Consider the following 12,632-nt stretch of genomic DNA (forward strand, 5'->3'; position numbering starts at 1 on the left):
ATGGGTTGGATGATTAAAGAAAGCTGGCATGCAGGCTTAGTGTATAGATTCTGGGTCTTGGATAGAGCACATTATCAATACCGCCATAGATTTCCGGGTCAAGTCCCGTGTATTTTGTAACGGTAAATACATTTTGACAGTTCGCCTGCAGGCTCAGACCAACTTTATTACGGAAGACCTTACCTACCTGATAGCTTAAGCCCAGGTTATCCATTTTAAGAAAGGAAGCGTTCTGGATATAATAATCCGACTGGCCCTGACCATCCTTGAATCCAGTATATAATACATCTGAGACAACACCTGCCAGATAACCCAGCGGGTTCAGTATATTGGATCTTATAGCACCCGTTGCAATGTTATTATACATGTAATTGCCAAGATTTGCACGCAGTACAGTGCTCAGCGTCCATTTTCCCACGGTAAAATCCGTACTGAAACCATAGGTGAACTTAGGGAAAGGTGATTTATAACGGTACAGGTCATCCTGATTGATAATACCATCTCCATTGATATCCGCGTACACACCTTCTATGGGCTTTCCATTTTGATCATACTGCTGGTGATACACATAAAACGAATTGGTATTATACCCCACAGAATTAATCTGAATGATGCCATTGCCTGTCATCGTACCTGCATAGGTGGAATCCTTGGTGGCGGTCAAATTGGTGATTTTGTTATTATTGTACGCCACATTAAAATTGACATTCCATTGCAGACGCTTTTGCCGGATTAAAGCAGCACTGATGGCAAATTCAACACCTTTATTTTCAATATTCCCCACATTGGTCAGGATCGTGCTGCTAAAATTGGATCCCGCAGGGATTGGAATCGTATTTAGCAGATCTTTTGTTTTCTTAAAATAGAAGTCCAAACTACCGGTAATGCGGTTATTCAGGAATCCATAATCCAAGCCGGCATTATAAGTAGCTGTTTGCTCCCATTTAATACCTGCATCATAGGCAGCAGGGGTCGCCATATTATAATAGGTATCTCCAAACTGCACCTTAGAAGCATTACTGCTATAGGAATAGATAGATTGATAGGGGTAATCATAAATGCCATCCTGGTTACCGGTCACCCCATAACTTAACCTTAATTTTAAATCAGAAAGCGTACTGGAGGATTTAAGAAAGGGCTCTTGATTGATCCGCCAGGTGAACGCCAAAGAAGGGAATACACCCCAACGCGTGTCAGGTGCAAACCTTGAAGAACCATCTGTCCTTAGGGAGGCCGCCAGGATATACCGGGTATTATAGGTATAGATTAGACGACCATAGTAAGATAATAAGACATTAGTAGGTTTATCAATTGGAAAAGAAGGCTCACTGCCAGCTATCGTATCCCCGTTTGCCCTGATATTCGGGTAATTGTCATTGGTAGATTCATTACTGTAATAACCGTACCCAGCCACCAGATTGATATTACTTTTCAACTTTTCAAGGTCTTTATTGTAATTCAGGTAGAATTCCAGCACCTTGTTGTTTATTTTATTGGAATATTTATTTTTTTGACCGCCGTCCAGAAAATTCTGTGCAGCCATCGCCGGTACGTCAATCGTTCCAGACCCTTTGGCTACATCATAACCCAGATTAAGATTGGCATGGAGTCCCGTAACAAAAGGCAGTTGGTAATCGAGTTGCAGATTGCCATAACTTCTTTGAACATCACTTAAATTCTTATATAATTCTAAAAGAGCCAGTGGATTTCTGGGGGCCAGTTTATTAAGCGTCACTGCCTGGGTGTTCGCATCGACAGAGGCCCATTCATAATAACCACCATAGGGAGAATTTTCATCATAAACCGGTTGCGTGGGGTCAAAATAAACGGAGGAGCTGATAGCAGCATTATTGGCAAATCGCGTATGACTGGAGGTTCCGTTTAGATTCAAAGACACTTTGAGTTTGTCATTAAAAAAGGTTGGCGTTAACGCAATACTTCCGGTTACTCTTTGTAAGTTATCTGTGCGTAAAATGCCATCCTGATTAAGATAGGCAGCAGAAATGCGATAAGGCAGGTGCTTTAAAGCGCCCGTTACACTCAGGCTATTGTCCGTACTCAGTGCGGTTTGGTATATCTCGTTTTGCCAATTGGTATTGGCCGAGCCCATTAAAGAGGCATAGGTATGAGTGCCGTCATAACTACCCTGACCCAAAGAGTCCACATACTGACGGAACTCACCTGCAGTTAATACATCGACCGTTTTCTCAATTTTAGATACGGATAGCTGGCTATTAAGCTGAATTACTGGACTACCGCCCTTACCTTTTTTAGTGGTTATTATTATGACGCCATTGGAAGCCCTGGAGCCATAAATCGCCGTTGCAGCTGCGTCTTTTAAAATGGTGAAGGAGGCGATATCTCCGGGGTTGATTAGACTAAGGGGATTGGAAGCACCATAAATATTATTGCCGCTTAAAGGCACCCCATCGATGACAATCAAAGGATTGTTACTGGCCTGGATGGAAGCGCCGCCTCTTATGCGAATAACGCTTCCTGCACCTGGAGAACCGCCATTAGACGTAATTGACACGCCAGCCACTTTGCCCGAAATCAGTTGTTCCGGACTGGTGATACTACCTTGTTGAAAATCATCTGCATTCACCGTTGCGATGGCACCAGTAAGCTCCTTTTTCTGTTGCGTGCCGTAACCAATCACAACCACCTCACTGAGCGATCCCTTTTCTGGTTGCAAAACAGCCGTTATATTTTGCGACACGGCAATTTCCTGCGCTTGATAACCGACGTGCGTTATTTTTAAAATGGCGCCTTCAGCAGCCTGAATGCTGAAATGGCCATCACTGCCTGTAGCGGTTCCATGTTCGGTCCCTTTTATGGTCACGGAAGCACCTTCCAGGGGCTGCTGATGATCATTATATACGATTCCCTGGACAGTGACTGAGGTTTGTGCAGTCACGCTTACTTGCCCGCATAGTAGCAGACAGAGCAGCAGTAAACTGGATAACAGGGAGCTTCTCCGGGTCCTGTTATAATTGCAGTTGGATCGAATCATAGTTGATTTTTTTTAAAATGATTGGCGAATTGGTTGAATGATAAAGATTTTGGGAATAATGCCCTACTAATACCCTTACGAATAACCCTCCTATTAAATAGGCTTACTTACCCCCTGCCCCTAAATTCCAAGGCAATATGACCTGCTCCATTAGGGAACTCGACCAGCTGTACCGTACTTTTTGGAAAAGTACTCCCAGGCGTCACCTCTGGTCCATTCGCGATAGCTAATGCAGCGGAAGGCGCGTTGTCTGCTGAAAACGAAAACTCGGTGGTATTGACGGCCAAAGACTGTCCGTTCAACTGTAAGGTGTTCATTTTCTCAAATCCATGCAGATAAAGCGCTATTTGTTTGAATTTTGACTGAAAAGAGCCTTCCACCTTGTCAAAAGAGAGTGTATGATCAGTAGGATTATATCGAATTGTTCTTTTATAAAAATCCCCCTTTTGATAGTCAAAGCTGCTTCCATCATCCTCATAATAGACAAAGCTATTCGCCTCCTGGCCTTTATATAAATGAATTTTTAATGTATCCGAAGGCAATTCTGCAGTGGACTGTATGAGCGACTGCATGGGAATAATACTGCCCGCCTTAATATAAATGGGTAACTGCTGCAAAGAAAGTTCAGTCACCCTTTCTGTATCCCCTTCCAACAAAAGGTCATTATACATATTATACCACTGTCCTTTGGGCAAATATACTTTTAGAAAATCCTTCCCACTTTCTACGGGCGCCACCATAAAGGCAGGGCCGGATAAAAACTGATTTTGAAACTGGGGATCATAGACTTTTGCATCATTAGGATAGCTGATAGCCAGTGAGCGCATAAATGGCATACCATCCTGCGTCGAACGGTAAAAACTGGAATAAATATAAGGCAGTAGCTGATAACGTAAATTAATGTAATTGCGAACAATACCAAGTGCCTCTTCCCCGAAGGTCCAGGGCTCAGCTGCCTTTGTATTAAAGGTGGTATGATTGCGAAAATAAGGAATAAAAGCACCTAGCTCCATCCAGCGGATATACAAATCTGTGGAAGGATTACCGGTAAAGCCCCCCACATCCATGCCGGTAAAAGAAACGCCACTCAGTCCAAGGCTATTGAGCAGCCTTACACCCGCCAGCATATGATCATCCTCTGAACGGTTATCTCCTGTCCAGATGGCCGTATAACGTTGTAAACCCGCATAACCTGAGCGTGTAAGTATAAAAGGCCGCTTTTTCATATGTTTTACCGCTCCTAGATAGCTTGCCCTTGTCATTTCCAGGCCAAAAACATTATGACCCTCCATATTCGTGGTTGGATGATTGTCGTAATTATAGAGAATATTATCCGGCATCTGTTGCCCCCAGGTAGAAATCTCATTCATGTCATTCCAGATACCATCCACTTTGCTGTCCGCAAAAAATTTAACCTGTTCCTGCCACCAATCCCTGCCTTTTTCGCTGGTAAAATCAGGAAAATTGCACCAACCTGGCCAAACTTCAGCAGTGTAAGGAGTGCCGTCATTATATTTTAAGAAGATATCGGCCTTTTTTCCGCTCTCATAAGCGGGGTAGCCCTGCTCCTTTTTAATGCCGGGATCAACGATGACCGTTGTTTTAAAACCCAAAGCTTTCAACGCCTCATTCATTTGAACTGGATCGGGAAACCGCTGTTTATTCCAGGTGAAGAGCTTGTAATCCTGCATATAATGGATATCAAGTGTAATACCGTCAGCAGGTATGCGCTTCTCCCTGAGTGTATGCGCAATGCGCATCACTTCGGTCTGGGGATAATAACTATAGCGGTTCTGTTGATATCCCAGACTCCATAGAGGGGGCATCGGCATTCTGCCCGTCAGCCAGGTATAATCCTTCAAAATACCGGCAGGACTGTTTTTGTAGAAAAAATAATAGTTTAATACCCCGCCTCTGGCGCCAAAGGAAGCAAACCGGTCATTGCTGGCACCAAAGTTAAAATCAGTCTGGTAGCTATTATCCAGAAAAATTCCATAACAATGCCCCTTTTGAATGCCCATAAAAAAAGGAATGGTAGCATATAGCGGATCCTGGGTAACGCTATAGCCAAAATGATCTTCATTCCAATTGGTATAGGCAGCCCCCTTTCTATCCAGATTCCCCGTTTTCTCCCCCAGGCCAATAAACCTTTCTCCCGGTTGCATTTTTTTGTAATTGGTTACTTTGGGGCCGATCCATGAAACGCCCAGGCCCTGCTCATCCTCATTAATAACCTGATTATCAGTCGTCAAAAAGGCGATTCTGAAAGGGTTTTTCTGAATTTGCATGGTAAGAGAATCCGCTTTCAAAATAATATCCTGACTGTTTTGGCTCATCGTAAACAATCCTTTTTCTGTATCAGGTTTGCCAACCACCGCATAGGAAAAATCAGTTGCAGAATCCTCCCTGGATATCTGAACTTGAATAATACCTGGATGGTACAGCTTTATGCGTACAAAAGCATTGGTCGTTTTAATATGTATATCATTTTGCTGTTGACTGACATGGATAACATTGCCAACCGGGACCACTGCGTTTTGGGCTTTTGCAGTAGCTGGCCCAACAAAAAGCAGCAATAAGGCTACACTTACAAAAAGAAAACAGGAGGAGTTTTTTGCCATTTCACAAAAGTTTTAATTGAATGACCAAAATAACCCCTGTTAAAAGGGAATGGCAAAATGAGCGATCTAAATATGAAAAATAAAAGCCAAAATAGGCTTTTACAAAAACATAAAATAATTAAAATCAAACATTTATAATCATATATAATTTACCTATATGTGATTGAAATATGGAAAGAAAAAACCCTTGTTTTTGCATTTTCTTCACAAACGCCCCGTTTATATAGCTTTAATTTGCATAACTTCTCGTTCAAATTCATCTTTATTAACAATCGCCTTATTTTTAATTTTGGCTTTATATGCATAGATCGTATTGACGGAATATTCTAAAATATCGGCAATCTTATCCGTATCATGAATACCCATCCGGATTAACGCAAAAATGCGCAAATCCGGATTCAGTAATTCACCTTCTTTTAATTTAATGGCCTCCTCGGGTCTTAATAGCGCATTGAATCCCTCTACAAATCCCGGGAACAAGCTCAAGAAGATCTTATCAAAATTAAGCAGTAGGGCCTCTTTTTCTCTTTTGAGATGTATATTATTGATCAAAAACTTAATCTCATCAATTTTGCGATCCCGGGCCTTTTCTTCTACCTGCACAGTAAAACGTTCTATCTTATTGTAGAATTTAGAATAAAAGTCAAAGAAAAAGGCAATATACTTTTCCTTGATAGAATTTGCCTCCGATAATTTAATATTGGTGTTTTGGAGATGTTCATGGGCACTGGTGATGATCTTTTTGGCCGCTTTCAGTTTATTGATTTGCCGATAAACAGTTATGGCCAGTATAATCAATAAAATGAGTAACAGGGTCACCACAATACCATAAATCATCAGAGAGTTCTTCTGCTGCTCCACATTGCTGATTTTTGGGCTTCTATCAGAGGCATCAGCGTTCCCACCTGGATCTTTCGCTGTCTGGCGCCATAAAATATCGCATCTTTATTGGCTTTTTCAACACAGGTAAACGCATTTTTAATATCATCCCCGTGATGGAATAGCAATTTGGCCAAGTCTAGGGTTGCCGAAGTTTCTTTGGTGGAAGCCTGGATATCTGCAATAGCGGCGCGAATAAGTAACTTTTTGGCCTGCGCCATATTATTTTGCTGCGTATAAATACCACTCAATGTGGAAGCCACGATGGCTAGCTGATGCGCCGTAAGATCCTTTCTGTCAATAATTTTGCCGAAGGATATCCTGGCCGCCTCCTGATCTCCTTTTTGAACGCTTTCAGGCCTTTATAATAGTTATATTCAAAAGAGGAAACCGGAAAGTAAATTAAGGCAGAATCAATATACCGGTTTCCCCGCTTGTCATAATCAACGGAGAAGGCTGGATCATAATCATATGCAGCTAAATCATAATAATACCTGGCCATCAGGGCATAATATCTGGCCTTAACGGCCGGTGCAGACTGTCCTATTTGGATAACAGCTAAAGTGTCATAAGCTTCCTTATATAACCCGGCTGACAACAAAGTATGCCCAAAACTGATTTTGGATCTGATTAAAAACGTCGGATTTTGGAAACGAATGGCCAGTTCTTGTAATTTTCTGGCATAAACAATAGCCGAATCATAACTATAGGCCGCGTATTCATTGTAAAGACTGTCTGTCAGCGCAAAAAGTAACTCCTCATCACTACCTCTTGTTGTAGCAAGTTTGGATTTGATGGTGCTGATTCGATCCTCCTTAATACGGTCGTATTCGGAAGACTTTTTAATTTCTGATGTAAGCCTGCCAAGTAGGGTATCTTTTTGCCCAGCATTACTATTGGAGAAGCCCAGTGTAGTTACCGACAAAAAGAAAGAAATTAGGATAAATCGAATCATAAAATATAGACTAATAGTTCGTTCAGAGAACAAATATATGCTATTTCCATTATCCGTTTTGACCGTGCCTACCCATCAAATAGTGAATCCCTCTTTGAATAATTTAATCTTGCTGATTAGGATCATATAACTGTTTCAGGGGCATTTTCAACCGATTTTCTCAAATCAGTTGAATATAGTCTTCCGGGTACTCTTTTTTACTTTTAAAGCCTAACACGCAATCCAACGTTTCCAAAATCACAGGCAATACCCTGAAAAACAGCAGTACCTAATAAAACCTTTCCCCTTCTTTTCATAAAACCCGTCCCTTTTGCCTTGCTCCTCACTCAACGAGTCACCCTTTTATTTGAATACGGCAATTCCTTCCGGCTTAAACCGAGCTGCATAGATCGAAAATGATGGATTCTGTCCATTCTGATTGTAGCTGCTATCCAGTTGCCAGGTTCAACTTGATTCTGTTATAACGGGTCTTGATCTGCATTATTATAATCATGCGCCCCGGTTGATTTTGACCTTGGAGGGTGTATCGTGAAGGCACCCCAGACTGACCGTGCATTAAGCAGGCAAATTGAATATAATCGTTTTCAAAATGCAGTAGCATTGAATTTTAAAGAATCAAACTTAATCTGGATTCGTCCCCGAATCAATTAGCAACATGGTCTTTCTAAATTCAGAGAGATTATTGCCGGTCTTTAATTTGAAAAAGCGGCTAAAATGGGCAGGACTTTCAAAGCCCAATTCATACCCGATTTCTTTGCCAGACTTATTGGTATAGAACAGGTACCTTTTTGCTTCCAGGATGATTCTTTTATGAATAAGGCTCGAAGGAGCCGGATAGCCTGCCAGATGAAAGAGATTGGTCAAGGTCTTGGGTGACTTATTTAGTACAGCTGCGTAATAGCTTACTTCATGGGCCTCTTTAAAATGCATTTCTAAAAGCAAATTAAACTGGCGGATGATATCCAGTTTTTCGTCAGTCAACAGTTCATTACTGTTGGTCTGGATTTTCGCCATTCGTGTGCTATTAATAATCAGGCGCTTCAGCAATGTACGCAGCATTTCCCCTGCATCCTGTCCCGTTGTTGCATATCCGCTATGCACAATTGTTCAATTATGCTGATATTGCGCAGATCTTCCTCTCCTAGCAAAATGAACAAAGGGTGATGGATTCCATAAAAGAGAAATCCTACACAGCCCACTTCTGCATCATGATCAACTATACAGTAGAATTCACGGTTAAACTGCCACGCGATCATCTGTTGCGGCCTTTCAAACTCAAAATGCTGATTGGCGACCAAGGGGAGCAGTGAATAACCAGGCATCGTATAGGCCATTTCGTCAATCCGAACCTGCTGTGCATCGGGAGTTCTATTGATAACGAAAGTATTGATGGTGCTCTTTTCAGGGCTCAAAATGCCGGCGCCTTTTAGCGCATCGCTTTCTACGACCATTCGAAAAAGGCCGCCTGTCGCCTTATTTATAAATTCAAAGTTCATATAGATATACTTCTAGATATACTTCCATTAATATTTGCACACCAATTCTTGAATCATTGGCAGGTAATCAGCCTTCAAAAGACTTGAAGCCGATCACCTGCCAAAGGATTCACCTTAAAATTACTAAAAAATGCAGCCCAAAACTACGATTCCAAGCCTTAGCCGTTCAACCGGGCCGCCAATGGGAAATCAATAGGCGCTTTTGTCACTGCATGTAAGATATTACTGATTGTTCTGTCACCTATTAACACGATCACATCCATCAGGTTTTCCTTGGTATACCCTGCAGCAAAGAACTTACTTACAAGATCAGGGTCTGCATGTCCGCGGCTTTCTGTCAGAGCTTTTGACAATTTTGCCAGTATATCCAAGGCCGGGTCAAAGGATGCCTTACCTTGGCGAAGCTCCTCAATTTCTGACGGAGAAAATCCGTTTAGTTTTGAGAAAGCCGTGTGCGCGCTCAAACAATATAGGCATCCATTCACTTCACTGACTGCTAAATTCACCACTTCAACTTGCCTTTTGGTTAGAGAAGTGCCACTGTTCTCCATATTTATATATGTCTGTAAAGCATAGTCTGAATAGGCTAGCATGGCGTATAAATTGGGTACCGACCCCAGTGCTCCTGCCAGCTTATCGAAGATCTTCTGATTTTTAACGGAAATGCTTTCTTTCTTTGGAATTTCAAAATTTGTCGTCATTATTTCTTATACAATTTATATGATTATTAAATAAATACACAATTAATTTAGGAGAAAAGGAGTTTATTCGATCGTCACTTTTATGAAATCTGTAATCTCAGGAAGTGTTGTAAAGGCATTGGGATTAGGCACTTCCTGGATCGTATTATCATGCTCAGCCACGTTACCGCCAAGGTTAAATTGGCTATTACCGGCTCCAGGAAACTGATCAACAGCAGTTCCATCATCATACAGTTTAACTGCGCTGGAGTAATCACCTGGTTTTGTGGGATCAATGTCATCCGTTGATGCGAAAAACCAGTCATTGGAGAATCCGTACATCGTGGCAATGGCCAGATGTTCCCCTTTAGCGACCTGTAGTTTCTGGGTAACTTTGCTTCCAGGTTGATCACCTACAGCCGGCAGTAAGACGGTCGAACTTTCGGCTGCCAAAACGTACACATGGGTTACGCCGTCCACCTTCTTGAGTGCCGCAGCCAGATCAGCCGCATCTCCTTGCTGGGCCAGTTTCATCAGACCATTTCCCGGGTCTGCCTGCCCTACTTTAAAGATAGGATTTTCAGCGCCTGTATAAGTGACGACCAAAATCGGTGAAAGTGGGGTAAATATGCCGGTATTGTCACTGATATATTTAGCCAGATCGACGGTAGAACCCGTTTCAGCGAGTGCGGTCAGTCCGTTTGCCGTAGGCTTCCCTTGCTCATAGAGGGCGCCGTATTTAATATACTGCCTCCAGCAATGTAAGAGACCGCCCATACGCCCGGACTAATGGGTGTTTCATTGGCTGTTCCACCCGAAGTGTTTTTCAACGTGAGTGTAAAATAAGAATCCCCATCATATTTTAGCGTGGCTTTTACCAGCGAGGAGGCCTTCAGGTAGGTATTCCCTTCCTCATCTTTCCCAACGACTTCCTTTATAGGGTTGCTTTCAGTTGCGCCAGGACGATTTACACCCGGACCAGGAGCCTGGTTAACCCTGGTGCCATTATCCCATAGCTTCACCATATCTGACACGTCCCCTTCAATAGGGTTTTTATCCGCATCATAGAGGGTGATGCCAGGATTTATCGGAGCAAAAAACAAGTCACTGGAATACCCATACATCGCTGCAAAAGTCACGGCCTGCCCGTAGGCTGCCGAAAATTTAAAAGAAACGGACTGGCCGGGCATAATGAGCGGAGATGCACCCGTTTGCGCAAATGTGCCCGATTCAACAAGGCTCTTTGACTGCAGAACATTTTCTATCGTTATGGATCGATCAGTATTTCCTGGAGAATCATTGTCATTATCCTTACTGCAGGCCGCAAAAAATAAGGGTAAGGCAAGTGCAAGTAGCCATTTAAAGTTATTACGAATCATTTTTAAAGGTTTTAGTTCGAGAAATAAGCTAATAATAGGCAAAGCTAGCAGCAATCAATGCCCGTAACAATGCCGTAAACGCCCTAACACTTGCCAATACTTCCTGAATGCGCCAAATTGATTCCTCAAAAGCATTCATGCTGTAAGGAGCTAAATGGAAAAACTCATTTCCACCCAAAAGGGGCATCGTATAAAGATATCATTATGTTAAAACCACCATGAAGGGCCCAATAAGAAGTATTGTCAATTATTTAGGAAGACTGGGTATTGCTTTTACTTTGGTTTAGACGGATCTTTACAATGATTAAATAAATTACTTCAAAATGAAAAGCATTCAAATAAATCAGTTAGTTAAGCACCTGCTCATCGCTACGCTTTGGTTACCCATCGCAGCCTGCGCCCAAAACAAAACCGATATCAGTCATTCAAAAGCATTCCAGGCAATGGAAAACGCCAAACCATTGACCACTACCAGTAAAACTGATACCGCAACTTTTGCGGCAGGATGTTTCTGGTGTGTAGAAGCACAGTTTCAACAATTAAAAGGAGTCGATACCGTTATTTCCGGATTTACCGGAGGGACAGTACCCAATCCCAGCTATGAACAGGTATGTACCGGTACTACCGGCCATGCCGAAGCATGTAATATTGTGTATGAACCAGCTATTATTTCTTACGATGAATTGCTGGCCGCATTTTTCATGGCACATGACCCTACCCAGCTGAACAGGCAGGGAGATGACGTGGGTACACAATACCGTTCAGCCATCTTCTATCGCAATACGCAGCAAAAGGATAAAGCCAATTATTATATCAAGCGCCTAAACGAAGAAAAAGCATACGATAAACCTATTGTGACTCAAGTCCAGCCGCTGACCGTCTTCTACAAAGCAGAGGGTTATCACCAGGATTATTACAACAATAATGGCTCACAACCCTATTGTCAACTGGTGATCCGACCAAAACTGGAGAAATTCAAAAGGTGTTTAAGGATAAACTTAAAAATAAATAATGATGAAACTTTCACTTGTGTTGATTGTGGCAATGCTGATGCAGTTTGCCTGTAAAGGCGTTGGACAACCAAATACAAACCCAACAGAGCCGCATAAAAACAATCCATATTACTCAAGAACCGATACCACAAAACTTCGGGTTTCTAACGCAGAATGGAAGAAAATACTCCCTCCAGAGCTATATAACATTGCCAGGGAGAAGGGCACGGAAACAGCATTTACCGGGAAATACTGGAACAGCAATGCAAAAGGTACCTATTACTGCGCCGTCTGTGGAAACAAATTATTCCGTTCCGATGCCAAATTCGCAAGTACCTGTGGTTGGCCTAGTTTTTATGAGCCGTCTCGTCCAACGAGCGTCGTTTATAAGGAAGATGACTCTTATGGAATGCAAAGGACAGAAGTCGAATGTGGCAGATGTGGTTCGCACTTGGGCCACATTTTCGACGATGGCCCCCCTCCCACTTATAAAAGGTTCTGCATGAATTCCATATCACTCGATTTTGTGCCAGACAAATAGGTATACTATAATTAGCAACCATTTACCTTGTCAGTCACTGAATGAAAGTAAATTCGGTGACTGACCCAAAAACATT

The 12,632-nt window shown here is 42.3% G+C and carries 10 protein-coding genes and 1 pseudogene; 2 read left to right on the forward strand and 9 right to left on the reverse strand.

Features of this window, described 5'->3' with window-relative positions; translation table 11 throughout:
* Window positions 1–13 precede the first annotated feature (13 nt).
* The 9 genes and pseudogenes from FSB73_RS07775 to FSB73_RS24500 all read right to left on the reverse strand — a co-directional run bounded on the left by FSB73_RS07775 (window position 14) and on the right by FSB73_RS24500 (window position 11,023).
* Window positions 14–3,013, reverse strand: a complete 3,000-nt coding sequence (locus tag FSB73_RS07775; protein ID WP_146780961.1) for a SusC/RagA family TonB-linked outer membrane protein — start codon at window positions 3,011–3,013, stop codon at window positions 14–16.
* A 107-nt stretch (window positions 3,014–3,120) separates the two neighbouring features.
* Window positions 3,121–5,634, reverse strand: coding sequence for a glycoside hydrolase family 31 protein (locus FSB73_RS07780; protein WP_146780962.1), 2,514 nt, complete (start codon window positions 5,632–5,634; stop codon window positions 3,121–3,123).
* Window positions 5,635–5,853: 219 nt separating this feature from the next.
* Window positions 5,854–6,734 (reverse strand): annotated as a pseudogene (locus tag FSB73_RS07785) (DUF6377 domain-containing protein).
* Window positions 6,735–6,781: 47 nt separating this feature from the next.
* Window positions 6,782–7,438 (reverse strand): hypothetical protein, encoded by a 657-nt coding sequence (locus tag FSB73_RS07795; RefSeq protein ID WP_146780965.1) that lies wholly within the window; start codon window positions 7,436–7,438, stop codon window positions 6,782–6,784.
* A 651-nt stretch (window positions 7,439–8,089) separates the two neighbouring features.
* The gene (locus FSB73_RS24485) at window positions 8,090–8,569 is read right to left on the reverse strand and encodes a helix-turn-helix domain-containing protein (RefSeq protein ID WP_225974599.1); all 480 of its coding nucleotides are present in this window, start codon (window positions 8,567–8,569) and stop codon (window positions 8,090–8,092) included.
* Window positions 8,509–8,964 (reverse strand): hypothetical protein, encoded by a 456-nt coding sequence (locus tag FSB73_RS24490; RefSeq protein ID WP_225974600.1) that lies wholly within the window; start codon window positions 8,962–8,964, stop codon window positions 8,509–8,511. Before FSB73_RS24490 ends, FSB73_RS24485 begins: the two co-directional genes overlap by 61 nt.
* Before the next feature lie 158 nt (window positions 8,965–9,122).
* Window positions 9,123–9,665, reverse strand: coding sequence for a carboxymuconolactone decarboxylase family protein (locus tag FSB73_RS07805; RefSeq protein ID WP_146780966.1), 543 nt, complete (start codon window positions 9,663–9,665; stop codon window positions 9,123–9,125).
* 63 nt (window positions 9,666–9,728) lie between these two features.
* Complete coding sequence (locus FSB73_RS24495) at window positions 9,729–10,421, reverse strand: spondin domain-containing protein (RefSeq protein ID WP_225974601.1); 693 nt, start codon at window positions 10,419–10,421, stop codon at window positions 9,729–9,731.
* A complete protein-coding gene (locus FSB73_RS24500) occupies window positions 10,337–11,023 on the reverse strand; it encodes a spondin domain-containing protein (protein ID WP_225974602.1) in 687 nt (228 codons plus the stop codon). The genes FSB73_RS24495 and FSB73_RS24500 overlap by 85 nt, the downstream gene beginning before the upstream one ends.
* Window positions 11,024–11,346: 323 nt before the next feature.
* Between FSB73_RS24500 and msrA the strand changes: the two genes are divergently transcribed.
* On the forward strand, window positions 11,347–12,090 hold the full coding sequence (gene msrA, locus FSB73_RS07815) for a peptide-methionine (S)-S-oxide reductase MsrA (RefSeq protein WP_146780967.1): 744 nt from the start codon (window positions 11,347–11,349) through the stop codon (window positions 12,088–12,090).
* Window positions 12,074–12,556 carry a peptide-methionine (R)-S-oxide reductase MsrB gene (msrB, locus tag FSB73_RS07820; protein ID WP_317132869.1) on the forward strand — a complete coding sequence of 161 codons (483 nt, stop codon included), beginning with the start codon at window positions 12,074–12,076 and terminating at the stop codon, window positions 12,554–12,556. The genes msrA and msrB overlap by 17 nt, the downstream gene beginning before the upstream one ends.
* The last annotated feature ends 76 nt before the right edge of the window (window positions 12,557–12,632 follow it).

Source organism: Arachidicoccus ginsenosidivorans, from assembly GCF_007971385.1.
Lineage (GTDB): Bacteria > Bacteroidota > Bacteroidia > Chitinophagales > Chitinophagaceae > Arachidicoccus > Arachidicoccus ginsenosidivorans.

Coding starts and splice junctions, on each gene's coding strand:
- FSB73_RS07775 (WP_146780961.1), bottom strand. CDS start 3,013: ATGATTCGATCCAACTGCAATTATAACAGGACCCGGAGAAGCTCCCTG.
- FSB73_RS07780 (WP_146780962.1), bottom strand. CDS start 5,634: ATGGCAAAAAACTCCTCCTGTTTTCTTTTTGTAAGTGTAGCCTTATTG.
- FSB73_RS24490 (WP_225974600.1), bottom strand. CDS start 8,964: ATGAACTTTGAATTTATAAATAAGGCGACAGGCGGCCTTTTTCGAATG.
- FSB73_RS07805 (WP_146780966.1), bottom strand. CDS start 9,665: ATGACGACAAATTTTGAAATTCCAAAGAAAGAAAGCATTTCCGTTAAA.
- FSB73_RS24495 (WP_225974601.1), bottom strand. CDS start 10,421: ATGGGCGGTCTCTTACATTGCTGGAGGCAGTATATTAAATACGGCGCC.
- FSB73_RS24500 (WP_225974602.1), bottom strand. CDS start 11,023: ATGATTCGTAATAACTTTAAATGGCTACTTGCACTTGCCTTACCCTTA.
- msrA (WP_146780967.1), top strand. CDS start 11,347: ATGAAAAGCATTCAAATAAATCAGTTAGTTAAGCACCTGCTCATCGCT.
- msrB (WP_317132869.1), top strand. CDS start 12,074: ATGCAGTTTGCCTGTAAAGGCGTTGGACAACCAAATACAAACCCAACA.